Origin of the sequence: Roseovarius tolerans, assembly GCF_900109855.1 — a bacterium.
In the GTDB taxonomy this organism is placed as follows: domain Bacteria; phylum Pseudomonadota; class Alphaproteobacteria; order Rhodobacterales; family Rhodobacteraceae; genus Roseovarius; species Roseovarius tolerans.
Genome location: NZ_FOBO01000009.1, coordinates 35,667 through 57,902, shown reverse-complemented (window position 1 = coordinate 57,902; position 22,236 = coordinate 35,667). Strand labels below are relative to the sequence as shown.

The 22,236-nt window shown below is 64.3% G+C and carries 26 protein-coding genes; 18 read left to right on the top strand and 8 right to left on the bottom strand.

The window, feature by feature from the left end:
* Positions 1-23: 23 nt before the first annotated feature.
* From BMX04_RS10455 to plsY, 3 genes are read left to right on the top strand one after another with little or no spacing between them, the layout of a single operon-like run.
* Positions 24-995 (top strand): DUF4268 domain-containing protein, encoded by a 972-nt coding sequence (locus BMX04_RS10455; protein ID WP_074786230.1) that lies wholly within the window; start codon positions 24-26, stop codon positions 993-995.
* Entirely contained in the window at positions 996-2,276 is a 1,281-nt protein-coding gene (gene pyrC / locus BMX04_RS10450; protein ID WP_074786228.1) for a dihydroorotase, read from the top strand.
* Positions 2,276-2,884: a glycerol-3-phosphate 1-O-acyltransferase PlsY gene (gene plsY, locus BMX04_RS10445; protein ID WP_074786226.1), complete on the top strand. Its 609-nt coding sequence runs from the start codon at positions 2,276-2,278 to the stop codon at positions 2,882-2,884. The genes pyrC and plsY overlap by 1 nt, the downstream gene beginning before the upstream one ends.
* Before the next feature lie 285 nt (positions 2,885-3,169).
* Here plsY and BMX04_RS10440 read toward each other — a convergent pair whose 3' ends face one another.
* From BMX04_RS10440 to BMX04_RS10430, 3 genes are read right to left on the bottom strand one after another with little or no spacing between them, the layout of a single operon-like run.
* Positions 3,170-4,216 carry a YeeE/YedE family protein gene (locus BMX04_RS10440; protein WP_074786224.1) on the bottom strand — a complete coding sequence of 349 codons (1,047 nt, stop codon included), beginning with the start codon at positions 4,214-4,216 and terminating at the stop codon, positions 3,170-3,172.
* Between the two features lie 42 nt (positions 4,217-4,258).
* On the bottom strand, positions 4,259-4,573 hold the full coding sequence (locus BMX04_RS10435) for an ArsR/SmtB family transcription factor (RefSeq protein WP_083398160.1): 315 nt from the start codon (positions 4,571-4,573) through the stop codon (positions 4,259-4,261).
* A 33-nt stretch (positions 4,574-4,606) separates the two neighbouring features.
* Positions 4,607-4,975, bottom strand: coding sequence for a thioredoxin domain-containing protein (locus BMX04_RS10430; protein ID WP_074786220.1), 369 nt, complete (start codon positions 4,973-4,975; stop codon positions 4,607-4,609).
* Positions 4,976-5,056: 81 nt separating this feature from the next.
* Between BMX04_RS10430 and BMX04_RS10425 the strand changes: the two genes are divergently transcribed.
* The 15 genes from BMX04_RS10425 to serS all read left to right on the top strand — a co-directional run bounded on the left by BMX04_RS10425 (position 5,057) and on the right by serS (position 18,508).
* Positions 5,057-5,794, top strand: a complete 738-nt coding sequence (locus BMX04_RS10425) for a cytochrome c biogenesis CcdA family protein (protein ID WP_074786218.1) — start codon at positions 5,057-5,059, stop codon at positions 5,792-5,794.
* A 14-nt stretch (positions 5,795-5,808) separates the two neighbouring features.
* Entirely contained in the window at positions 5,809-6,378 is a 570-nt protein-coding gene (locus BMX04_RS10420) for a thioredoxin family protein (RefSeq protein ID WP_074786216.1), read from the top strand.
* 116 nt (positions 6,379-6,494) lie between these two features.
* Complete coding sequence (soxX, locus tag BMX04_RS10415) at positions 6,495-6,965, top strand: sulfur oxidation c-type cytochrome SoxX (RefSeq protein ID WP_050662629.1); 471 nt, start codon at positions 6,495-6,497, stop codon at positions 6,963-6,965.
* Between the two features lie 45 nt (positions 6,966-7,010).
* Entirely contained in the window at positions 7,011-7,427 is a 417-nt protein-coding gene (soxY, locus tag BMX04_RS10410; RefSeq protein WP_074786214.1) for a thiosulfate oxidation carrier protein SoxY, read from the top strand.
* Positions 7,428-7,452: 25 nt separating this feature from the next.
* Complete coding sequence (gene soxZ, locus BMX04_RS10405; protein ID WP_074786212.1) at positions 7,453-7,782, top strand: thiosulfate oxidation carrier complex protein SoxZ; 330 nt, start codon at positions 7,453-7,455, stop codon at positions 7,780-7,782.
* Between the two features lie 30 nt (positions 7,783-7,812).
* Positions 7,813-8,670 (top strand): sulfur oxidation c-type cytochrome SoxA, encoded by an 858-nt coding sequence (soxA, locus tag BMX04_RS10400; RefSeq protein ID WP_074786210.1) that lies wholly within the window; start codon positions 7,813-7,815, stop codon positions 8,668-8,670.
* Between the two features lie 99 nt (positions 8,671-8,769).
* Positions 8,770-10,467 carry a thiosulfohydrolase SoxB gene (gene soxB / locus BMX04_RS10395; RefSeq protein ID WP_074786208.1) on the top strand — a complete coding sequence of 566 codons (1,698 nt, stop codon included), beginning with the start codon at positions 8,770-8,772 and terminating at the stop codon, positions 10,465-10,467.
* A 26-nt stretch (positions 10,468-10,493) separates the two neighbouring features.
* Positions 10,494-11,777, top strand: coding sequence for a sulfite dehydrogenase (soxC, locus tag BMX04_RS10390; RefSeq protein ID WP_074786206.1), 1,284 nt, complete (start codon positions 10,494-10,496; stop codon positions 11,775-11,777).
* Positions 11,761-12,813, top strand: a complete 1,053-nt coding sequence (locus tag BMX04_RS10385; protein ID WP_074786205.1) for a c-type cytochrome — start codon at positions 11,761-11,763, stop codon at positions 12,811-12,813. The genes soxC and BMX04_RS10385 overlap by 17 nt, the downstream gene beginning before the upstream one ends.
* A gap of 4 nt (positions 12,814-12,817) precedes the next feature.
* Complete coding sequence (locus BMX04_RS10380) at positions 12,818-13,519, top strand: c-type cytochrome (RefSeq protein WP_074786203.1); 702 nt, start codon at positions 12,818-12,820, stop codon at positions 13,517-13,519.
* A gap of 28 nt (positions 13,520-13,547) precedes the next feature.
* Positions 13,548-14,816, top strand: coding sequence for an NAD(P)/FAD-dependent oxidoreductase (locus BMX04_RS10375; protein WP_074786201.1), 1,269 nt, complete (start codon positions 13,548-13,550; stop codon positions 14,814-14,816).
* 39 nt (positions 14,817-14,855) lie between these two features.
* Entirely contained in the window at positions 14,856-15,284 is a 429-nt protein-coding gene (locus BMX04_RS10370) for a DUF302 domain-containing protein (protein ID WP_074786199.1), read from the top strand.
* Positions 15,285-15,404: 120 nt separating this feature from the next.
* Positions 15,405-16,469, top strand: a complete 1,065-nt coding sequence (locus BMX04_RS10365; RefSeq protein ID WP_074786197.1) for a YeeE/YedE family protein — start codon at positions 15,405-15,407, stop codon at positions 16,467-16,469.
* 12 nt (positions 16,470-16,481) lie between these two features.
* Complete coding sequence (locus tag BMX04_RS10360) at positions 16,482-17,099, top strand: MliC family protein (RefSeq protein WP_074786195.1); 618 nt, start codon at positions 16,482-16,484, stop codon at positions 17,097-17,099.
* A gap of 116 nt (positions 17,100-17,215) precedes the next feature.
* Positions 17,216-18,508: a serine--tRNA ligase gene (gene serS / locus BMX04_RS10355; protein ID WP_074786193.1), complete on the top strand. Its 1,293-nt coding sequence runs from the start codon at positions 17,216-17,218 to the stop codon at positions 18,506-18,508.
* A 31-nt stretch (positions 18,509-18,539) separates the two neighbouring features.
* On the opposite strand, the gene BMX04_RS10350 is transcribed toward serS, so the two are convergent.
* The 5 genes from BMX04_RS10350 to BMX04_RS10330 all read right to left on the bottom strand — a co-directional run bounded on the left by BMX04_RS10350 (position 18,540) and on the right by BMX04_RS10330 (position 22,228).
* On the bottom strand, positions 18,540-19,484 hold the full coding sequence (locus BMX04_RS10350) for an MBL fold metallo-hydrolase (RefSeq protein WP_074786191.1): 945 nt from the start codon (positions 19,482-19,484) through the stop codon (positions 18,540-18,542).
* A 4-nt stretch (positions 19,485-19,488) separates the two neighbouring features.
* Entirely contained in the window at positions 19,489-20,403 is a 915-nt protein-coding gene (locus BMX04_RS10345; RefSeq protein WP_074786189.1) for an MBL fold metallo-hydrolase, read from the bottom strand.
* A gap of 84 nt (positions 20,404-20,487) precedes the next feature.
* Entirely contained in the window at positions 20,488-21,117 is a 630-nt protein-coding gene (ureG, locus tag BMX04_RS10340) for an urease accessory protein UreG (RefSeq protein ID WP_082237554.1), read from the bottom strand.
* Positions 21,114-21,746 (bottom strand): urease accessory protein UreF, encoded by a 633-nt coding sequence (locus tag BMX04_RS10335; protein WP_074786187.1) that lies wholly within the window; start codon positions 21,744-21,746, stop codon positions 21,114-21,116. Before BMX04_RS10335 ends, ureG begins: the two co-directional genes overlap by 4 nt.
* Complete coding sequence (locus BMX04_RS10330; protein ID WP_074786185.1) at positions 21,746-22,228, bottom strand: urease accessory protein UreE; 483 nt, start codon at positions 22,226-22,228, stop codon at positions 21,746-21,748. The genes BMX04_RS10335 and BMX04_RS10330 overlap by 1 nt, the downstream gene beginning before the upstream one ends.
* Positions 22,229-22,236 lie beyond the last annotated feature (8 nt).

The window sequence follows — 22,236 nt, the reverse complement described above, 5'->3', positions numbered from 1 at the left end:
GTCGTAATGGTATGGGTGGCGGGATGAGTGAACTGGGCAGACTGAACAGGGTTGAATTGCGCGACATTTGGCAATCGGAGGCGCAGGACTTCACACCGTGGCTCGCGCGTGAAGACAATCTCGCGCTCTTGGGGGAAACCCTCGAGATCGACCTTGAGCTAGAGGCGGTCGAGCAGAATGTCGGGCCGTTTCGCGCCGATATCCTGTGCAAGAACACGCTCTCGGACCGCTGGGTTCTGGTGGAAAACCAACTTGAGCGGACCGATCACACGCACCTGGGACAGTTGATGACCTACGCGGCAGGGCTGGATGCGGTTACGATTGTCTGGATCGCGGCGCGGGTGGCTGATGAGCACCGGGCGGCCATGGACTGGCTCAACGAGATCACTGATACCGAAGTGCGGTTCTTTGCGCTGGAGGTGGAGCTCTGGCGCATCGGCGACAGCCCGGCCGCGCCCAAGTTCAACGTCGTTAGCAAGCCGAACGACTGGTCACGGAACACTGCCGCTGCGAAAAGAACCGTCGAAGATACCCTGACCCCCACGCGCGCCTTGCAGCAACGCTACTGGAACGGCGTGCAAGCGCTATTAGCGCAGAATGGCGGGCCGATGCGCCCGGTATCCGCACCTGCGCAGTCCTGGCTGTCACATGGAATCGGTAAGACGGGCGTTGGTTTGAATATGGCGATGAACACGCGAGAAAACTGGGTGCGGGTCGAGATCTATCTGGCAGGAAAGTGGGCCAAGCAGGATTTCGCGGCACTTGAAGCACGAAAACCGGAACTGGATACCGCTTTCGGCTCGGCTCTCGAGTGGCAAGGTTTGCCGGAAAAGCAAGACGCCCGGATTTGCCATCTCCTGAAAGCAGATATCGCGAATGAAGCGGAATGGCCGCGTCAGCATGAATGGCTGGTTCGGAATGCTGTTCGCATGCGCGAGGTATTTCATCCGCATGTGACACGGTTAGACAGGCGTGATGTTCGTGAGGATGATTGAATGACTACAAACGTTTTCACCAATGCCCGCCTGATCGACCCCGAGGCGGGGACGGATACGCTTGGCTGGCTGTTGATCCAAAAGGGCGTGATCGCCGCGCGCGGCACCGGGGATGAGGGGCCGCAGGCCGAGACTGTGATTGATTGCGCCGGGCAGTGTCTCGCGCCCGGTATCGTCGATATCGGGGTCAAGGTCTGCGAGCCGGGCGAGCGGCACAAGGAAAGCTATCGCTCCGCCGGTCTCGCGGCGGCGGCGGGGGGCGTCACCACCATGGCCACCCGGCCCGACACGCTGCCTGCCATCGACACGCCAGAGGTGCTCGAATTCGTGGAGCGCCGCGCCAATGAGGCGGCCCCGGTGAATGTCCTGCCTATGGCCGCGCTGACCAAGGGGCGCGAGGGGCGTGAGATGGTCGAGATCGGCTTTCTGATGGACGCAGGTGCCGTAGCGTTTACCGATTGCGACCACGTGGTGCGCGACACCAAGGTGCTGAGCCGCGCGTTGAGCTATGCGCGCAGCCTAGGCGCATTGGTGATCGGGCACCCACAAGATCCGGGGCTGAGCGCGGGGGCGTCCGCGACCTCCGGAAAGTTCGCCAGTCTGCGCGGCCTGCCTGCGGTCTCGCCGATGGCCGAGCGGATGGGGCTCGACCGGGACATCGCGCTGTTGGAGATGACCGGCGCGCGCTATCACGCCGATCAGATCACCACGGCGCGCGCGCTTCCCGCCCTGAAACGGGCCAAGCGCAACGGGCTGGATATCACCGCAGGCACCTCGATCCACCACCTGACGCTGAACGAGCTTGACGTGTCGGACTACCGCACCTTCTTCAAGGTCAAGCCGCCGCTGCGCTCCGAGGAGGACCGGCAGGAGGTGATCGAGGCGCTGCGCGAGGGGCTGATTGACATCATTTCCTCGATGCACACCCCGCAGGACGAGGAAAGCAAGCGCCTGCCCTTCGAGGCGGCGGCGAGCGGGGCGGTGGCGCTCGAGACGTTGTTGCCCGCCGCACTCAGGCTTTATCATGCCGAGGCGCTCGATCTGCCGACGCTCTGGCGGGCGATGTCGCTCAACCCCGCGAAACGGCTGGGGCTGTCCTGTGGTCGGCTGACCAAGGGCGCACCGGCTGATCTTGTGCTCTTTGATCCGGGCAAGCCCTTCGTGCTGGATCGGTTCGCGCTGAACTCGAAATCCAAGAACACCCCCTTTGACGGGGCGCGGCTACAGGGTAGGGTCACCGCGACCTATGTTGCCGGAACCCGCGTATACGAGGCCGAGTGATGCCCCCCTTTGACAGCGATTTGAGCGTGCTTCTGCTCTGGGCCGCGATCGGCTACGGTCTTGGCTCGATCCCCTTCGGCATGGTTCTGGCGCGCCTGATGGGGTTGGGAAACCTGCGTGACATCGGCTCTGGCAATATCGGCGCGACCAATGTGCTGCGCACCGGCAACAAGACGGCGGCGGCGCTGACACTGTTGCTCGATGGCGGCAAGGGCGCGGTCGCGGTACTGCTGGCGCGGGCCTATGCGGGGAGCGACGCGGTGCAGCTTGCCGCGCTCATGGCATTTGTCGGCCATTGCTACCCTGTCTGGCTGGGGTTTCGCGGCGGCAAGGGGGTGGCGACATTCCTCGGCCTCATGCTGGCGCTGGCTTGGCCGGTAGGGATCGCCTGTTGCGTGACCTGGCTGGCGGCGGCCAAGCTATCGCGGATCTCGTCGATGGGCGCGCTGGTGGCGGCTGCCTCGTCGGTGATCTGGGTGCTGCTGATGGGCTATGGCGAGGCCTTGGTGCTGGCGGTGCTGCTGACGGGGCTGATCTTCTGGCGACACCGCGACAACATCGCGCGGATCAACGCAGGGACCGAACCGAAGATCGGTCAGAAGGGGTGAGACGGATACGGTGTGGTGCTGGTTTGGTGGATTTGGGTCTGAAGCGCACCTTTGCGCAGCAGACCCGGCGCGGAACAAGGCCGAAGGCCGCCGCGCCATCGCCAGGCCGCCCCCACGGACTGGCGATTTGTCCAAGTGAGCGCGCCGATTAGAGTTTTTCGGATTTGGCAGACATAAAGCGCGCTGAGAGAGCGTAGGATCGCCAATCCGCGGCCTGGCAATGGCGAGGCTTAGTCGAACGCCAGCTCCAGGCCAAAATCGATGCCGCGCCCCGCTTGGTCCCCTTCAGGCAAAACCCGTGATCAGTTGCCGCAACCCGAGCGCCGCGCCCGCGAAGATCGCCGCAAACGTCACCGGCGCGCTGAGCGACAGCACCGAAAACGCCGAGATGCCTTGACCCACCGTGCAACCGAAGGCCAGCACCGCGCCGAAGCCCATGCAGACCGCGCCGAGGATCTGCCGCTTGAGTTCGCGCGGGTCCTCGCAGGCCTCCCACCGGAAATGCCCCTTGATCAGACTGCCACAGAACGCGCCCGCCAGCACGCCGAAGACCGAGGCCACGCCAAAGCTGAGCCCGCCGCCACTGGCGGTCATCAGGAACAGGATGGATTCGCCAAGCGGTGCGGAAAACGTGTGGCTCTGGACCGGTTGCAGCATGAAGCCATGCGTCGCCACCCATGACGTGCCGACCCAACCCGAGGTGATGGCAAGCCCCACCAGCGCACCCCAGAGCATTGACCGGCGATCGCGCAGGAACCCGCGCGAGCCAAGCGCCAGAAGTGCGATACCGCCCGAAATGAGCAGCCCCGCCCAGATCATCGGCACCCCGGTCAGGCGCTCGACGATCTGGGCATAGCTTTGCGTGTCGAGCGCCGGCGTGGTGGCCTCGGTCGCCATGATCCGCAGCCGCGCCAGCGGGCCCGACATCATCGCATAGGCGGCAATTCCCATCACCAGCACGATCACGAAAGACCGCAGATCACCGCCGCCGAATCGCGCCAGCGCGCCAAAGCCGCAATTCCCGGCCAGCGACATGCCATACCCGAAGAGCAGCCCGCCCAAAATGGACGCAAACGGCGACCAGGGCGTGATCCAATAGGCGTTCATCGCGATATCGAACCCGCCGAGCGCCACGGCGGCAAAGGCCGACAGCCCCGCCACGCCAATCGCCAGCCCCCACATCCGCAGGCGCGTGTCGCTGTGCTGATAGAGATAATCCTCGATCGCACCAAGGGTGCAGAACCGCCCCAAGCGCGCCGCGAGGCCAAGGATCAGCCCACCGCCGAACCCGAACAGCGCAATCAGCAAAGGTTCCGGAATGCCGCCGGGCATGTGTCTCCTCCATGTGTCGCTGGCAAGGCCCCGGCTCCTCCGTCAAGGCTGCTTGCAAAAGAGATCGTAGACCACTTCGAGCATCGTGATCGCGCGGCGGTCTGTCAAACGGTAATAGATCGCCTTGCCTTCACGTCTGGGTGTGACAAGCTGCTCTGTCCGCAGCCGCGAGAGCTGTTGCGAGACCGCCGCCTGCCGCGCCGAGAGCAGCTCTTCAAGCTCGGTCACGGTCTTTTCGCCGGTGGCGAGGTGGCACAGGATCATCAACCGCCCCTCGTGGCTGATCGCCTTCAGAAACTCGGCGGCGTCATGGGCATGGCCCAGCATCGTGTCGAGGCTCTCTGATGTGATGTCCATGTTCGGCGGAGGGGCTTTGCGCAGCATGGCCGGTTACCGCAGCGCCGTGGCGTCGGGATGCGCGTTGAGCAACTGCGCCAGCAGGAACCAGAAAAACTCGTCGCCGGCATAGCCCTCCATCCGGCCCAGCTCATGCCCTTCGTGGACCAGCACGAAAGTGGGGGTGAAGACCGGGCGCGAGGTGAACTCCACATCCTCGGGCAGATCACTGATCAGCACGCGGCGCAGCGGCGCGCGCGCGCCTTCCTCGGTGTTGGGGTAGGCCGGGGCGATCTCGGCGTTCCACTGTTCGCACCAGTGACAGCCGTGTTGCTCAACCATGATCAACTCTGCCGCCCGAAGCGGGCCGGTGAGGCCAAGCGTCAGCCCGAGGCTGACCAGAACGGCGGCGAGTATACGCATTCTTTGGTTCCGATTGACGGAGGCAATAAAACATATAATAGTTTGAATGTGTTTCCGGATCAACCCATGTAAGGCTGCGTAATGTTCGATGTCTCCCTGCTCAGCGCGTTCATCGGCGGGCTGATCGTCTTTTTCTCACCCTGCGTGCTGCCGATCGTGCCGTTCTATCTCAGCTACATGGCCGGAGCCTCGATGTCGGAAATCAGCGCCGAGGGGCGGCTGGCCCCCGGCGTGCGGCGCCGCGCCTTTGCCGCGTCGGTGATGTTCTCGGCGGGAATCATCACGGTGTTCGTGCTGTTGGGGGCTGCGGCCTTCGGGCTCAGCCAGGCGTTTCGCGGGTTTCAGACCGAGTTTCGCCTTTTCGCCGCGCTGGTAGTGTTGATCCTCGGGCTGCATTTTCTGGGCGTGCTGCGCATCGGCTTTCTCAACCGCGTTTTCCAGATGGAGGCGGGCGATACCAAGAACATGTCGGTTTTGGGAGCTTACGTTGTGGGCTTTGCCTTTGCCGCCGGGTGGACGCCCTGCGTCGGCGGCGTGCTGACCGCTGTCGTCTTTACCGCGAGCACCGAATCCACGGCGATGGAGGGACTGGGGCTGCTGCTGGTCTTTGGCTTTGCGATGACCACGCCGTTCATGGTGGCGTCGCTTTTCATCGGGCCGTTCCTGCGGTTCGCGTCGAAATTCCGCCGCCACCTGCCCAAGGTGGAAAAGGCGATGGGGCTGCTGCTGATCGTGTTTGCCGCGCTGATTGCCACCGACAGCGTCAACCACATCGCGCAATGGATGCTGGAGACGTTCCCGGCGTTTCAAAATATCTAGGAGAGGAGGAGATCATGACACGTTTTCTGAGCCTGCTGGCGGCCTGTCTGCTGGCGCTGCCGGTTGCCGCCGCCGAGGTGGGCGATGACGGGCTGCACAAGACCGACTGGATGCGCGACACGTTCAAGGACCTGCGCGAGGATCTTGACGAGGCGAATGCCGAGGGCAAGCGGCTGATGATCATGGTCGAGCAACGCGGCTGCATCTACTGCACGCGGATGCATGAGCACGTATTCCCACGGCCCGAGATCGCCGACTATATCCGCGAGAATTTCTTTGTCGTGCAGCTTAACCTGCATGGCGACATCGAGGTGACCGATTTCGATGGGGAATCACTGAGCGAGAAGGCCGCGACCCGCAAATGGGGTCTGCTTTTCACGCCGTCGATTCTGTTCCTGCCTGAAGAGGTGCCCGAGGGCCAGACGGCGGCGCAGGCAGCGGTGGCGCTGATGCCCGGCGCGTTCGAGGCGGGGACAACGCTCGATATGCTGACATGGGTGAACGAAAAGCGGTATGCGCTTGATACGGATGAAGATTTCCAGCGTTATCACGCAAGGCGCATTCAGGAACGCGCCGCAAACTGAGACGGGATAAGGCGTGTGCCGGACTACATTAAATTCAAAAATCAGAATTTATTGTTGTGCGATCTCGTCATTGTGTCCTATGATATACAAAAATGTGAATGTGTTAGGGAGGACGCATGAAACGAACACTGATGACGATCGCGCTGATCGGTGCCGCAACAGGTGCCGCAGCTGCCGAGATTGCCCCGGGTGAGGTTCCCTTCGAGGATGGTGCCGTCACCGTATCGCTGACCGGAGCGCCCGGTGATCCTGCCCGTGGCCGCGAGGTGGTGGGCAACAAATCGCTCGGCAATTGCGTGGCCTGCCACGCCAATTCCGACATGAGCGACATTCCGTTTCATGGTGAGATCGGCCCGATGCTCGACGGCGCGGGAGAGCGCTGGAGCGAGGCGGAGTTGCGCGGAATCGTGGCCAATGCCAAGATGATGTTCCCGGACTCGATGATGCCGTCCTTCTACCGCGTGGATGGCTTCACCCGTCCCGGCAACGCCTATACCGGCGAGGCGGCGGATGACAGTTTCGGCCCGCTTCTCACCGCGCAGCAGATCGAGGACGTGGTGGCCTATCTCGCCACCCTCAAATACTGACCGCCGCCCCTGCACCGGGTCGGCTTTGAACAGGAGTTCAGCACAATGACAATGACGAGACGTGGCGTGATGGTGATGGGCGCGGGCGCTTTGGTGGCCTTTGGACTGCCGATGCGCGCGAGCGCCGCAGGCGAGGACGCCATCGCCGCATTCACCGGTGGGGCGGATATGGGCAGCGAGGGTCTGACCCTGACCGCGCCCGAGATTGCCGAGAACGGCAACACCGTGCCGATCGAGGTCGACGCACCCGGCGCCGAGGCGATCCTCGTGTTGGCGATGGGCAACCCGACGCCCGGCGTGGCCGAGTTCAAGTTCGGCCCGCTGGCCGGTTCGCACAGCGCCTCGACCCGCATCCGCCTCGCTGGCACGCAGGACGTGGTCGCGATCGCCAAGATGAAGGACGGCTCTTTCGTCAAGGCATCGAGCAACGTCAAGGTCACCATCGGCGGCTGCGGCGGCTGAGGCAGGAATTTAGGAGAATCCGACAATGGCAGACAATGTGAAACCCCGCGTGAAAGCGCCGCGCAAGGCACGTGCCGGCGAGACGGTCACGATCAAGACCCTGATCAGCCACCCGATGGAATCCGGTCAGCGCAAGGACGCCGATGGCAACACCATCCCGCGTTCGATCATCAACCGCTTCACCTGCGAATTCAACGGTGAGATGGTGGTCGACGTGACCATGGAGCCCGCGATCTCGACCAATCCGTATTTCGAGTTCGAGGCCGTCATTCCTGACGCCGGTGACATGAAGTTCACCTGGTACGACGACGATGGCTCAGTCTACGAAGAGACCAAGAACATCGCGCTGGGCTGATTGAGGCATCACCGTCAGGGAGGGACGACAATGAAAAAAACAGCACTGATAACAGCGCTTCTGGGAGCGAGTGCAATCACGGCGGGGGCGGCATGGGCCGAACCCGTCGAGGATACGCTGATCATCAACGAAGAGACCGAACTCACCACCTGGACCGACGCCCCGGCAGCGGTCGAGGGCGCGCTGCCCGAGGTGATCTCGGGCTGGCATTTCCGCGGCACCGAGACCCGCGCCATGCAGGCCGACGATTTCGACAATCCCGGCATGATCTTTGTCGAGCAGGCGATGGATGCCTGGGACACGGTCGAGGGTGAGGCGGGCAAGTCCTGTGCAAGCTGCCATGGCGATGCCGGAGAGAGCATGAAGGGCGTGCGCGCGGTCTATCCCAAGTGGAACGAGGACGCGGGCGAGGTTCGCACGCTGGAGATGCAGGTGAATGCCTGCCGCACCGAGAACATGAAGGCCGAGCCGCTGAAATACACCGGCACCGATATGACCAGCATGCTGGCGCTGATCTCGTCGGTGTCGCGCGGCATGCCGATCAACGTGGCGACCGATGGTCCCGTGGCCGAGACCTGGGAGGCGGGCAAGGAACTCTACTATACCCGCACCGGCCAGTTGGAGCTGAGCTGCGCCAATTGTCACGAGGACAATTACGGCCGCATGATCCGCGCCGACCACCTGAGCCAGGGCCAGATCAACGGCTTTCCGGTCTACAGGCTGAAAAACACCAAGCTCAACTCGGTGCATGCCCGCTTCAAGGGCTGCGTGCGCGACACCCGCGCCGAGACGTTCAGCCCCGGCAGCCCCGAATTCGTGGCGCTGGAGCTTTATGTCGCGAGCCGCGGCAATGGTCTGTCGGTCGAAGGGCCGTCGGTCCGCAACTGAGTGAAGACCCCCGCTTGGCCATGGGCCGGGCGGGGTTTTTCTTGACTAAAAACATTCAAAATTCCGCATGTGATCCCTGCGGTAGTGGAAAGGTCAGACATGATCTCGCGTCGCGATTTTCTTCAAACGAGCATGGCGGCTTCGGCCATCCTTGGGGCGTCGTCCTTCGGCAACTGGGCCAAACTGGCGGCGCAACAGGCGCTGACGCAGGACCAGCTCTTGCAGTTCGACACGTTCGGCAATGTGAGCCTAATCCACATCACCGACATTCACGCGCAGCTCAAGCCGATCTATTTCCGCGAACCGTCGATCAATATCGGCGTGGGCGACAACAAGGGTGCCGTGCCGCATGTCACCGGCGCGGATTTCCGCAAGCTATACGGCATCGACGATGGCAGCCCGTCGCATTACGCGCTGTCCTCGGGCGATTTCAGCGCGCTGGCGCAGGGCTATGGCAAGGTCGGCGGGCTGGACCGCATGGCGACCGTGATCAACGCGATCCGCGCCGACCGCCCCGATGCGATCCTGCTCGATGGCGGCGACACCTGGCACGGCTCTTACACCTGCTACAAGACCGAAGGTCAGGACATGGTTAACGTGATGAACGCGCTCAAGCCCGACGCGATGACTTTTCACTGGGAATTCACGCTCGGCTCTGACCGGGTTCACGAGATCGTCGAGGGCCTGCCTTTTGCCGCCCTCGGCCAGAACATTTTCGACGCCGAGTGGGACGAGCCCGCAGAGCTTTTCCCGCCCTACCAGTTCTTTGAACGCGGCGGTGCCAAAATCGCCGTGATCGGTCAGGCCTTCCCATATATGCCGATTGCCAATCCGGGCTGGATGTTCCCCGAATACTCTTTCGGTATCCGCGACGAGAACATGCAGGCGATGGTCGATGAAGTGCGGGGGCAGGGGGCGGACCTCGTGGTCGTGCTGAGCCATAACGGCTTTGACGTGGACAAGAAGATGGCGGGCATCGTTTCGGGCATCGACGTCATCCTGACGGGCCACACCCACGACGCGCTGCCCGAGCCTGTTCTGGTGGGCGAGACGATCCTCATCGCGTCGGGCAGCAACGGCAAATTCGTCAGCCGCGTCGATCTGGATGTGCGCGATGGCCGGATGATGGGCTTTCGCCACAAGCTGATCCCGATTTTCAGCGATGTGATCGAGCCGGACAAGGAGGTGGCCGCGCTCATTGATGAGCAGCGCGCGCCGTTCAAGTCCGAGCTTGAAGAGGTGATCGGCCAGACCGAGAGCCTGCTGTACCGGCGCGGCAACTTCAACGGCTCGTGGGATGATCTCATTTGCGACGCGCTGATCGAAGAGCGCGAGGCGGATATCGCCATGTCGCCCGGCGTGCGCTGGGGGCCGAGCCTCATCCCCGGGCAGGACATCACCCGCGAGGATATCTTCAACGTCACGTCGATGACCTATGGCAAGGCCTATCGCTCCGAGATGACCGGCGAGTTCATCAAGGTCATTCTCGAGGACGTGGCCGACAACATCTTCAACCCGGACCCCTATTACCAGCAGGGCGGTGACATGGTGCGTATCGGGGGCATGGGCTACCGGATCGACATCAACCAGCCGCAGGGCAGCCGGATCAGCGACATGACGCTGCTCAAGACCGGCGAGGCGATTGATCCCGAGAAGAATTACGTGGTCGCCGGTTGGGCATCGGTCAACGAGGGCACCGAGGGCCCGCAGATCTGGGACGTGGTCGAGAACCATATCGCCAAGCAGGGCACCGTGCGTGTCGCACCCAATGACAGCGTCAAGGTGATTGGCGCATGAGATCCAGTCGAGAGGAGGCATTCGAGATGTCTGAGCTTTTCAAGGGAAAATCCACCTCGCGGCGCGCGTTCCTGCGCGGCAGCGTGGCCGCTGCAGCCGGGGCCGTCACGGCGGGCGCGGCACAAGCGGGCACGCCTGATCCGTTGATCACGGATGTGCAGCCCTGGGCCACCGGCCTTGGCGATGGGGTCGATGCCTCGCCCTACGGCTTGCCCATCGAATACGAATCGGACGTGGTCCGCCGCAATGTCGAATGGCTGACCGCTGACACGATTTCCTCGATCAATTTCACGCCGATCCACGCGCTTGACGGCACGATCACGCCACAGGGCTGCGCCTTCGAGCGGCACCATTCCGGTGCGATCGACCTCAAGAAGGAAGATTACCGGCTGATGATCAACGGGCTGGTGGATAAGCCGCTGGTCTTCACCTATGCCGATCTCGAACGCTTCCCGCGTGAGAACCATGTCTATTTCTGCGAATGCGCGGCCAATACGGGCATGGAATGGGCGGGGGCGCAACTCAACGGCGCGCAGTTCACCCATGGCATGATCCATAACATGGAATATACCGGCGTGCCGCTGCGCACCCTGATCGAAGAGGCCGGGCTCGACGTGGCGGGCGATCTCAAGGACAAGTGGGTCTATGTCGAGGGGGCCGATGCGTCCTCCAACGGCCGCTCGATCCCGATGGGCAAGGCGCTTGGCGATTGTCTGGTGGCCTTCAAGGCCAATGGCGAGGCGCTGCGCAAGGAGCATGGCTATCCTGTCCGCCTCGTCGTGCCGGGCTGGGAAGGCAACATGTGGGTCAAGTGGATCCGCCGTATCGAAGTGACGGACGGCCCGGTTGAAAGCCGCGAAGAGACCAGCAAATACACCGACACGCTGGCCGACGGCACCAGCCGCAAATGGACCTGGGTGATGGACGCGAAATCGGTCGTCACCTCGCCCAGCCCGCAATCGCCGATCACCCATGGCAAGGGGCCGCTGGTGATCACCGGGCTTGCATGGTCGGGCCACGGCGCGATCACCCGCGTTGATGTCTCAAAGGATGGCGGCAAGACGTGGGAGATCGCGCGCCTCGCCAAGGAAGGCGAGGCCAAGGCGCTCACCCGGTTCTATCTCGACACCACATGGGACGGCGAGGAAATGCTGCTGCAAAGCCGCGCGATGGATGACACCGGCTATATCCAGCCCACCAAGGCGCAGCTGCGCGAGGTGCGCGGCGAAAACTCGATCTATCACAACAACTGTATTCAGACATGGTGGGTGCGGCCCAACGGGGAGGCAGAGAATGTCGAAGTTTCTTAAGTTCACGCTGGTCGCAGGCATTGCCGTCAGCGCCACCGCCACTGCTGTCTGGTCGGGCGAATACGGGCTGGGGCGCGAGGCGCTGCCCGAAGAGATCGCCGCCTGGGACGTCAAGATCATGCCCGACGGGCGCGGTCTGCCGGAAGGGTCGGGCGATGTGTGGACCGGCGACGAGGTCTTTGCCGAACATTGCGCCGTCTGCCACGGTGATTTCGCCGAGGGTATCGGCAACTGGCCAAAGCTGGCGGGCGGGCAGGGCACGCTCGACCGCAAGGACCCGCTCAAGACCGTGGGATCGTATTGGCCGCACCTGTCGACGGTGTGGGATTACGTCAACCGCTCGATGCCCTTCGGCAACGCACAGAGCCTGACGCCCGACGATGTCTACGCGATCACCGCCTATATCCTCTACTCCAACAACCTCGTGGAGGACGACTTCGTCCTGAGCCACGAAAACTTCGCCGAGTTCGAGATGCCCAATGCCGACGGCTTCATCGTCGATGACCGGGCCGAGACGGAATACGCGATCTGGCATGGCGAGCCGTGCATGGAGAACTGCAAGGACAGCGTCGAGATCACGATGCGCGCCGCCGTTCTCGACGTGACCCCCGACGAGGAAGGCACCGAGACCGAGGCCGCAGCGCCCGCCGCCGAGGCAGAGCCGGTCGAGGCGGCCGCCACCGAGACTTCACCGGAGCCCGCAGTCGGCCCCGATCCGGAACTTGTCGCCGCCGGCGAAAAGGTGTTTCGCAAATGTAAGGCTTGCCACCAGGTGGGCGAGGGTGCCAAGAATCGCGTAGGCCCGCAGCTCAACGGTGTGGTGGGGCGTGCCGCCGGTGCCGTGGACGGGTTCAAGTATTCCTCGGCCCTCGAAGGCATGGCCGGTGACGGGCTGGTCTGGGACAATGAAAGCCTCGCCGCGTTTCTGGCTGATCCGCGCGGCTTCATGAAGGGGACACGCATGGCCTTTGCCGGGCTCAGATCCGACGAGGATATCGCGGCCATCGCCGCCTATCTCTCGACTTTCGGAGAATAACACGGTGCGCCCGCTCCTGCCCGCGCTGACGCTCGCCGCGCTTCTGGCGGCGGGTGGCGCGCGGGCAGAGCTGATCGGCGATGCCGAGGCGGGCGCGCAGGCCTTCAACGCCTGCAAGGGCTGTCATCAGATCGGGCAGGGGGCCGAGGACCGGATCGGCCCCCATCTCAACGGCATCTTCGGGCGGCGCGCAGCGGCGCATGACGGCTATGCCTATTCCGCGTCAATGGAGCGGGCGGGCGTTGATGGCCTGACATGGACGCTGGAGACGCTCGACGCTTATATCGAAAATCCGCGCGCGCTCGTCTCCAAGACCCGGATGAGCTACCCCGGCTTGAAGAACGAGCAGGCGCGGGCGGACCTTCTGACCTATCTGCGGACCTTCTCGGACAATCCCGCCAACATCCCCGAGGCCGCGCCGACGGCGATCGGCACAGATCATTCGGTCGATCCCGATATTCTCGCGATTCAGGGCGATCCGGAATACGGCGAATACCTCAGCAGCGAATGCGTGAGCTGCCATCAGGCTGATGGCTCGGCCCTCGGCATCCCCTCGATTACCCGCTGGCCGGAAGAGGATTTCGTGATCGCAATGCACGCCTACAAGGATAGACTGCGTCCCCATCCGGTGATGCAGATGATGGCCGGACGCCTGTCGAACGAGGAGATCGCAGCGCTGGCGGCCTATTTCAAGGACCTCGACTAAACGCGGTCCGTTTCTGGGAGGAGACACCATGACTTTCAACCGACGCAAATTCATTGCCGTGGGAACCGCTGCGGCTGCCACGCTTTCGGCACCCGCGGTGCTGGCTGACGGGCATGGCAAGCCGCGCGTTGTCGTGATCGGCGGCGGCTCGGGCGGGGCCACTGCCGCGCGCTATATCGCCAAGGACAGCAAGGGTGCGATCAATGTGACCCTCGTCGAGCCGTCGCGCAGCTATTTCACCTGCTATTTCTCCAACCTCTATATCGGCGGTTTCACCGACCTTGAGGATATCAGCCACACCTACGGCACGCTGGCCGCGAAATACGGCATCAACGTGGTGCATGACTGGGCGGTGGACGTTGACCGCGACAGCAAAACCGTCAGCCTCGCCGGTGGCGCGGTGCTGCCCTATGACAAGCTCATTCTCAGCCCCGGCATTGATTTTGTCGAGGATGCCGTTCCGGGCTGGTCGGTGGCCGCACAAAACAAGATGCCCCACGCCTACAAGGCCGGATCGCAGAGCGAGCTCCTGAAGGCGCAGATCATGGCGATGCCCGAGGGCGGGCGCTTTGCCATGGTGGCTCCGCCCAACCCGTATCGCTGCCCCCCTGGCCCCTATGAGCGGATCTCGATGGTGGCGCATGTGCTCAAGCAAATGAACCCGACCGCCAAGATCCTCGTGGCCGATCCCAAGCCGAAGTTTTCCAAGCAGGCGCTCTTCGAGGAAGGCTGGCAGCGTCACTACGGCGGCATGGTGGAGCGCATCGGCCCCGATTTCGGCGGTGAGAACGTGAGCGTCGACACCGAGGCGATGACCATCGACATCGACGGCATGGTCGAGAATGTGGATATCTGCAACGTGATCCCGGCGCAGAAGGCGGGCCGCATCGCCGACATGGCAGGCGTCACCGAGGGCAACTGGGCGCCGGTGAATGCCGCCGACATGTCGTCGAAGGTGGACCCGGATGTGCATGTGTTGGGCGACGCCGCCGCACAAGGTGACATGCCGAAATCCGGCTTTGCCGCCAATTCACAGGCCAAGGTCTGCGCGATGGCGGTGCGCGGCGCGCTGACCGGGTCCAAGGTGTTCCCGGCCAAGTTCACCAATACCTGCTGGTCGCTGATTGCCGAGGACGATGGCGTCAAGGTGGGCGCGACTTACGAGGCGACCGAGGAAAAGATCGCCAAGGTCGACGGCTTCATCTCGCAGACCGGCGAGGATGCGGCGACCCGCAAGGCCACCTACGAGGAATCAGTCGGTTGGTATGCGGGCATCACCACGGACATGTTCGATTGATCGGCGCGCGAACGCCTGTCTGACAAAGGAGTAAAGGCAATGAAACGGACAATTCTGGCCGGAGTTTTCGGCCTCATGGCGCTGCCCGCTATGGCGCAGGAGGCGGTGACCTACCCGTTCAACGGCACCTTCGGCGATGCGACCTTCGCGGTCGAAAGTGCCATCCTCGACCGGGGGCTGGTGATTGATCTGACCAGCCATGTGGGCGAGATGCTCAACCGCACCGGCGCGGATGTGGGCAGTGACGTCAAGATATTCGAAGAGGCGGATATCTTCCTCTTTTGCTCCGCCACCCTGTCGCGCGAGGTGATGGAGGCCGATCCGATGAACATCGCGCATTGCCCTTACGGCGTGTTCGTCGCCGAGCGCGAGGGCGAGGTGATGGTGGGCCATCGCACCTACCCAGAGGGCGAGATGCAGAAGGTGCAGGCGCTTCTGGACGAGATCGTGCAGGACGCGCTGGAATAAAGCACCGGTGCCGGGCCGCCCCCACGCGGCCCGGATTGCCCCCCCTGATTGACCCAAGTCAAGACATGCGCGCCCGTGAATGTGTATGCTGGCAGCATAACGTCACGATGGAACCCTGCCATGCTGGAAACACTCATCGACACCTACGGCGACGGGGCCGTGCTCGCGATGGCGGGCGCGCTCGTTGGCGTGATCTTCGGGGCGGCGGCGCAGCATTCGCGGTTTTGCCTGCGGGCCGCGACCATCGAGGTGGCCGAGCGCGGGCTGGGCCCGCGCCTGTCGATCTGGATCATCGCGTTCTCCGCCGGCGTTCTGACGGTGCAGGGGGCCATCGCCGCAGGTTTTCTCGACGTGAGCGAGGCGCGGCCACTGGCCGCCACCGGCAGCATGTCGGGCGCGATCATCGGCGGGCTGATGTTCGGCGCGGGCATGATCCTCGCGCGCGGCTGCGCGAGCCGTTTGCTGGTGCTGTCGGCCACCGGCAACCTGCGCGCGCTTGTCACCGGGCTGGTGCTGACCATCGTGGCGCAATCGGCATTGCGCGGGGCGCTGTCGCCCGCGCGCGAGGGGCTTGCAACGCTCTGGCTGGTGCCGGGCGGCGAGGCGCGCAGCATCCTGTCGCAGCTTGGCATGAGCCCTCTGGTCGCAGCGGGCATCGCCGCGCTGGTGCTGATCGCGGGCTTTGCGCTGGCGCTCGCGCGGCACGTGCGGCTGAGCCATGCGATTGCCGGAATGGCTGTCGGGCTGGCCGTGGGGCTGGGCTGGCTGGTGACCTACATGATCGCGCAGACCTCGTTCGAGGTGATCTCGATTTCCTCGGTCACCTTCACCGGCCCCTCGACCGACACGCTGATGGGGCTCGTGAACAGCACCTCGCTGCCCCTTGGGTTCGGCGTGGGCCTGGTGCCGGGGGTCTTCGCAGGTGCGGCCACGATGGCACTGCTCACCCGTGAATGGAAGATCGAACGCTTCGGCCCCGACACGCCGATGGAGCGCTATCTGATCGGCGCGGCGCTGATGGGCTTTGGCTCGATGCTCGCGGGCGGCTGCGCCGTGGGCGCGGGCATGTCGGGCGGCGCGATCTTTGCGCTGACGGCCTGGGTTGCCGTAGGATGCATGTGGATCGGCGCGATGGCCACGCATCTGATGCTGGGCCGGGGGGCCGTGATGGTGCCGACGACCTGAAGGGAGACGATCATGCGATACATCCTGTCCGGACTGCTTTTGCTGGTGGCCACCGGTGCCACGGCACAACAAGGCCCGTCGTTTGACTGCGCCAAGGCCGAGAGTTCGGCGGAAAAACTTGTCTGTGACGATGCGGAGCTTGCACGGCTCGACCGGCTGGTGGCGCGCCGGTTCGACGAGGCGGTTGCGGTGATCCGGGCGGCGGATGCCGGGGCCGAGGCGGGCGAGCGCGAGTTGCGCGCCTATCAGCGCGGCTGGATCAAGGGCCGCGACGAGTGCTGGAAAGCGGGCGACGCGCTGCGCGATTGTGTCGAAGCCTCCTATTTGCGCCGTCAGGGCCAACTGGTGGCGCAATGGATGCTTGAGCCACCCGCCTCGGCGGTGATCTGGGCCTGCGACGGCAATCCGGCCAACGAGGTCGTTACGTATTTCTTCGACACCGAGCTGCCGAGCGTCCGTTTTGAGCGCGGCGACCAGATCGACACGGGCGTGCTTGTCCCGACCGCATCCGGAAGTCGCTATGAGGGCAGTTTTGGCCGCTCGATCTGGATCAAGGGCGAGAGCGCCACCTATCGCGAGCCAGACCCCGACGGGCAAAGTTACGACTGCACACTCGCGCGCACGTTGTGAGGTAAAGCTGCGTCTGCCGCGGTTCGGAACGTGTCTCGCGTCAACCCGCCCTACACATGGCCGCAAAACCGGTTTATCACGCGCTCAAACGACTCAGGCAGTTCGAGGACAGACCGATGCACGATATCCGCGCGATCCGTGAAAACCCCGCAGCGTTTGACGCCGCCATGGCGCGGCGGGGGGTGCAGAACGCGTCAGGCCCCGTTCTGGCCCTGGACGAGGCGCGGCGCGCCAGGATCCTAGCGGCAGAGACCGCGCAGGCCGATCAGAACCGCGCCTCCAAGGAAGTCGGTGCCGCCAAGGCGCGCGGCGATGAGGCCGAGTTTGCCCGGCTGCGGGTGCTGGTCGGCGAGAAAAAGGCCGAGGTGGCGGCGATGCAGGCCGAGGCCAAGGATCTCGACGCGCAGCTGACCGAGATGCTGATGGGGATGCCCAACCTGCCACAGGACGACGTGCCCGATGGCGCGGACGAGGCCGACAATGTCGAGTTGCGCCGCTGGGGCACGCCGCCCGTGCTCGATTTCGAGGCGCGCGAGCATTACGAGATCGCCGGCGTCAAGCCGGGCATGGATTTCGAGAGCGCGGCCAAACTCTCGGGTAGCCGCTTTGTCGTGCTCTCGGGGTCGGTGGCGCGCATTCACCGCGCCCTCGCACAGTTCATGATCGACACGCATGTCGAGGAGAACGGCCTGACCGAGACGTGGACGCCCGTTCTGGTGCGCGACGAGATGATGCGCGGCACCGGGCAATTGCCGAAATTCGGCGAGGACAGCTATCGCACCACCAATGGCTGGTGGCTGGTGCCCACCGCCGAGGTGACGCTGACCAACCTCGTGCATGGCGAGACGGTGGACGAGACCAGCCTGCCGCGCCGGATGGTGGCGCATACGCAATGTTTCCGTTCAGAGGCCGGATCGGCCGGACGCGATACCGCAGGCATGCTGCGCCAGCATCAGTTCGAGAAGGTCGAGATGGTCTCGATCACCCATCCCGAGGCCAGCCGCGACGAGCTGGACCGGATGACCGGCTGCGCCGAGGGTATTCTCGAACGGCTTGGCCTGCCTTATCGCACCGTGGCGCTCTGCACCGGTGACATGGGATTCGGCGCGCGGCGCACCCACGATATCGAGGTCTGGCTGCCCGGACAGAACATGTATCGCGAGATTTCATCGGTCTCGGTCTGCGGCGATTTTCAGGCCCGGCGGATGACCGCCCGCTTCAAGCCTGCAGGCGGCGGCAAGCCGGAATTCGTGCATACGCTGAATGGCTCAGGGCTGGCCGTGGGGCGCGCGCTGATCGCGGTGCTGGAAAACGGCCAGCAGGCGGACGGGTCGGTGCGCCTGCCCGAGGTCCTGCACCCCTACCTGCGCGGCCGGAGCGTGCTGGGCGCCGATGGCGTGCTGAGCTGACCCGGAAGGGTCAGCCCGGCGGGCTGCGCGCTCACTCCCACTCCATCTGCTCATAGACCCGGCCCGCGTTCTTGGTCGCCAGTTCCTCGAACGTGTCGAGATGGGTGTAGGGCGACTGATCGACGTAATAGGCATCCGCAAGGTCGCCGCCCGCGTCGATATGCTCGGCGATGCGCGCGCGCAGATATTCGAGGTAGCCCTTGGTGTAGCGCCGCACCTGATCCATGTTGGTGGGGTGGCCGTGACCAGGGATCACATAGGTCGCCCCGAGCGCCTCGAACTCCGCATCCCATGTCTCCAGCCAGTCGCGGGTGATCGTCTCCGGAAAGATCGGCAGCATGCGTTCGTGAAACGCCATGTCGCCGGAGATCACGAGGCTCTGCTTGGGCAGCCAGATCACGATATCGCCGGGGCTGTGGGCCGGGCCAAGATACCGCGCCTCGATGCGGGTGTCGCCCATGTCGAGCGTGTAGTCCTCCGAGAACGTCTCGGTCGGCGGCACCACCTCGGTGCCCTCGGCGCGCTCCTTGGTGACACGGCGGGCGGTCTCCAGATCGGTTCCGCCGTATTGCTCTATCTCGTGCAACGCGTCCTCATGTGCGATCACCGGCACGCCCTGTTCCACCCAGTAGGAATTGCCCAGCATGGCATGACCCTGGCCGTTTTCGTTGAACACATGGGTGACGGGCTGATCTGTGATCGTCTTTATCTCTTCGTGCAGGGCACGGGCGAGGCCATACGAGGCCCCGCCGTTGATCACCACGACGCCCGCGCCGGTGACGATGAAGCTTAGGTTGTTGTTATGGCCCGCATTTTCGTAGGTGGGGGGGGCGGTGGCGCCGATCGCGGACCAGACGCCGGGGATGAATTCCACCGGTTTGGAATAGAGCAACGAGTCGGGGTATTGATCGGCGATGTCCTCGCTGGCAAGCGCGGGGGCGGCAGCGAAAAGGGCGGCTATGAGGAGGCTGCGCATCGGCTCAGACCTCCGCCACAAAGCGGTAGGCGTCGCCGTTGCGCTCCACCCGGCCAAGACCGCCCTCGGGCAGGTGAAAGCCGACCATCGCCATCTGGTCGGTGGCCAGTTGGTCGAGCAGGCGCACGCGTGTTGCGATCCCCTGATCGGCGTCCTGATCCGAGCCGCTGGCCCAACCGGGGCGCGCAAGGGCAAGATGCCCGTTGCCGATGGCATCGCCCACCACCATCACGGCCTCTGACCCCTGACGCAGCTCAAACGCCATGTGGCCGGGCGTGTGGCCGGGCGTGTCATGGGCCATGATGCCAGGCAGCACTTCTTGCCCCCCGCTGATGAAGTCCAGCCGGTCCTCGATGGCGGCCAGACGGCGGGCCGCGCCCACGGCAAAGCTGGCGCGCGCCGTGCCGATGCTGTCGACGGTGGCAGGGTCGGTCCAGTAGTCCCATTCGGCCTGTCCGATCATGTGGGCCGCGTTGGTGAAGACCGGATCGTCGAAATCGTCAAGCACGCCCCAAAGGTGATCGGGATGGGCATGGGTGAAGATGACATGGGTCATGTCATCCGGCGTAACGTCCACGGCGTCGAGCGCGTCGAGCAATTCCCCTGCGCTCGGCATGAAGGCATGGCCGGAGCCCGCGTCGAACAGCACCGTGTTCGTGCCGTCGCGGTAGAGGGTCAGGTTGCAGGGCGGCTCGATCGTGTCGCCGGTGATGCCGAATTCGGCCAGCACCGGCGCGGCCTTGGCCGGGTCGAGCTCGCCCAGCAGAAAATCGCGCGGCAGCACGAGATGCCCGTCGCTGAGCGTGGTGATCGTGGCCTGCCCAAGGGTGGTTTCGGTCGCGGCAAAGCCCCCGCGAGGCAAGCCGCAGAGCGCGCCTGCGCCCATCGCCCCCAGCATCCGGCGTCTGGTGAATGTCATGATATCCTCCCTTAAAATTCGAATTTATGAATATGATGGGCGGATCAGAGAGTAAATACAAGTCCGAGAATGCGCGGGCCGAGATCAGGGGGCGAGCGGAACGCCGCCTTCGTCCTCGATGAAGCGGATCACCTGATCGAGCCCCGCGCCGCTGCGCAACTGCGCAAGCACATAGGGCCGCGATCCGCGTGCGCTCGCCGTATCGGCCTCAAGCTGCACCAGATCAACGCCGACATGCGGCGCGAGGTCGGTCTTGTTGACCACCAGCAGGTCGGATTTCGTCAGTCCGGGGCCACGCTTGCGCGGGATATCCTGCCCGGCGGCGGTGTCGATCACATAGATTGTCAGATCGGCCAGTTCCGGGCTGAACGTGGCGGCGAGGTTGTCGCCCCCCGACTCGATCAGCACCAGGTCGAGATCGGGAAACGCGGTGTTGAGGTCGGTCACGGCGGCGAGATTGATCGAAGCATCCTCGCGGATCGCCGTGTGCGGGCAGCCGCCGGTTTCCACCCCCCGAATACGGTCGGCGGGCAGGACCTGCGCACGCACCAGTGCCTCGGCATCCTCGCGGGTATAGATGTCGTTGGTGATCACCGCCATCGAGCAGCGATGGGCCAGCGCCCGCGCCAGCCCCTCGGTCAGCGTGGTTTTTCCGGCCCCGACCGGGCCACCAATGCCCACCCGCAGGGGGCCATTCATGCGATGTGCGCTCATGTCCTGAAAATCCTCACATCCATCCCCTCATGTTGCAGCGCCGCGAGGTCGCCCGCAAGAGCGCATGTGCCGAGCGTGTCGAGCGGCGCGCAGGCGGCGCGATGTGCCAAATCGTGGATCAGCGGCGCAAGGCATGAGAGGACGGCCTGCCCCTCGGTCTGACCAAGCGGCACGTGGCGGATACCGATGGTGACGAGGTTCCCGGCAAAGCCTTGCAGATAGAGCGCGATCACGTCCTCGCGGGCCAGACAGAGCGGCGCGGCGGCCTCCCCCACCGCCACGGGCAGCATCCTGGGTGGCCGCGCGCGCCCGGTGATGCCTTTGACGGTTCGGGCGAATGCGGCCCCCTGTTCCAGCCCCTCTTGCAGCCGCTCGGCGCAGGGCGCGAGGGCGCGGGCCAGATCGTCGAGCGCGTCGCACCCGCCCTCCAGCGCGTGGCTGAGCAGCACCGCATCCTGCCAGCCCGCACCAAACCGCAGGATGTTCTCCAGCCATGCCGCAAGGCTGGCTGCGTCCCTGACCACCCTCGTCGCGATCTCATGCTCCAGCCCGTGCGAATAGGCGAAGGCCCCGGTCGGAAAGGCCGGGGAGAGCCATTGGGTGAGAGTAAGATGTGCGGGCGTGAGCATCAGGCGTGGGGATGGGTGTGGCCGTGGTCATGTCCCCCATGATCATGCCCCATCGTGCGACCCTTGCCATAGGCCCCGCCCTCGGGCCGGAACGGTCCCGTGACGGGGGTCATATCCGCGCCCAGATGCCCCAGCATCGCCTCGATCACATGATCGCGGCGGATGCACAGATGATCCGCGCCGATCTGGCAGGGCGTGTGCCGGTTGCCGATATGCCAGGCCAGCCGCGCCAGATCACCGCGCACCTCGATCAGGTCTTCGGGGGCCGGTTCCACCGCCACCGCCCGGCCATCGTCGAGTGCGAAGCCCCAGTGATCGTCCAGATTGGTCACCTCCGCCAGATCGACCAGAAAGGTCAGCCCGGCCTTGCCCACCAGCCGCTTGCGCCGCATCAGCCGCGCGTCATAGTCGAGCACGACCGTATCGGCGATCCGGTCAGGGGCGTGCGGCAGCAGGTGGCGGGCAACGGGCAGGTCGGTCATGGCATGGC

Excerpts from the sequence above, each read along its gene's own strand:
- BMX04_RS10455 (WP_074786230.1), top strand. The coding sequence starts at position 24 with ATGAGTGAACTGGGCAGACTGAACAGGGTTGAATTGCGCGACATTTGG.
- pyrC (WP_074786228.1), top strand. The coding sequence starts at position 996 with ATGACTACAAACGTTTTCACCAATGCCCGCCTGATCGACCCCGAGGCG.
- plsY (WP_074786226.1), top strand. The coding sequence starts at position 2,276 with ATGCCCCCCTTTGACAGCGATTTGAGCGTGCTTCTGCTCTGGGCCGCG.
- BMX04_RS10440 (WP_074786224.1), bottom strand. The coding sequence starts at position 4,216 with ATGCCCGGCGGCATTCCGGAACCTTTGCTGATTGCGCTGTTCGGGTTC.
- BMX04_RS10435 (WP_083398160.1), bottom strand. The coding sequence starts at position 4,573 with ATGGACATCACATCAGAGAGCCTCGACACGATGCTGGGCCATGCCCAT.
- BMX04_RS10430 (WP_074786220.1), bottom strand. The coding sequence starts at position 4,975 with ATGCGTATACTCGCCGCCGTTCTGGTCAGCCTCGGGCTGACGCTTGGC.
- BMX04_RS10425 (WP_074786218.1), top strand. The coding sequence starts at position 5,057 with ATGTTCGATGTCTCCCTGCTCAGCGCGTTCATCGGCGGGCTGATCGTC.
- BMX04_RS10420 (WP_074786216.1), top strand. The coding sequence starts at position 5,809 with ATGACACGTTTTCTGAGCCTGCTGGCGGCCTGTCTGCTGGCGCTGCCG.
- soxX (WP_050662629.1), top strand. The coding sequence starts at position 6,495 with ATGAAACGAACACTGATGACGATCGCGCTGATCGGTGCCGCAACAGGT.
- soxY (WP_074786214.1), top strand. The coding sequence starts at position 7,011 with ATGACAATGACGAGACGTGGCGTGATGGTGATGGGCGCGGGCGCTTTG.
- soxZ (WP_074786212.1), top strand. The coding sequence starts at position 7,453 with ATGGCAGACAATGTGAAACCCCGCGTGAAAGCGCCGCGCAAGGCACGT.
- soxA (WP_074786210.1), top strand. The coding sequence starts at position 7,813 with ATGAAAAAAACAGCACTGATAACAGCGCTTCTGGGAGCGAGTGCAATC.
- soxB (WP_074786208.1), top strand. The coding sequence starts at position 8,770 with ATGATCTCGCGTCGCGATTTTCTTCAAACGAGCATGGCGGCTTCGGCC.
- soxC (WP_074786206.1), top strand. The coding sequence starts at position 10,494 with ATGTCTGAGCTTTTCAAGGGAAAATCCACCTCGCGGCGCGCGTTCCTG.
- BMX04_RS10385 (WP_074786205.1), top strand. The coding sequence starts at position 11,761 with ATGTCGAAGTTTCTTAAGTTCACGCTGGTCGCAGGCATTGCCGTCAGC.
- BMX04_RS10375 (WP_074786201.1), top strand. The coding sequence starts at position 13,548 with ATGACTTTCAACCGACGCAAATTCATTGCCGTGGGAACCGCTGCGGCT.
- BMX04_RS10370 (WP_074786199.1), top strand. The coding sequence starts at position 14,856 with ATGAAACGGACAATTCTGGCCGGAGTTTTCGGCCTCATGGCGCTGCCC.
- BMX04_RS10365 (WP_074786197.1), top strand. The coding sequence starts at position 15,405 with ATGCTGGAAACACTCATCGACACCTACGGCGACGGGGCCGTGCTCGCG.
- BMX04_RS10360 (WP_074786195.1), top strand. The coding sequence starts at position 16,482 with ATGCGATACATCCTGTCCGGACTGCTTTTGCTGGTGGCCACCGGTGCC.
- serS (WP_074786193.1), top strand. The coding sequence starts at position 17,216 with ATGCACGATATCCGCGCGATCCGTGAAAACCCCGCAGCGTTTGACGCC.
- BMX04_RS10350 (WP_074786191.1), bottom strand. The coding sequence starts at position 19,484 with ATGCGCAGCCTCCTCATAGCCGCCCTTTTCGCTGCCGCCCCCGCGCTT.
- BMX04_RS10345 (WP_074786189.1), bottom strand. The coding sequence starts at position 20,403 with ATGACATTCACCAGACGCCGGATGCTGGGGGCGATGGGCGCAGGCGCG.
- ureG (WP_082237554.1), bottom strand. The coding sequence starts at position 21,117 with ATGAGCGCACATCGCATGAATGGCCCCCTGCGGGTGGGCATTGGTGGC.
- BMX04_RS10335 (WP_074786187.1), bottom strand. The coding sequence starts at position 21,746 with ATGCTCACGCCCGCACATCTTACTCTCACCCAATGGCTCTCCCCGGCC.
- BMX04_RS10330 (WP_074786185.1), bottom strand. The coding sequence starts at position 22,228 with ATGACCGACCTGCCCGTTGCCCGCCACCTGCTGCCGCACGCCCCTGAC.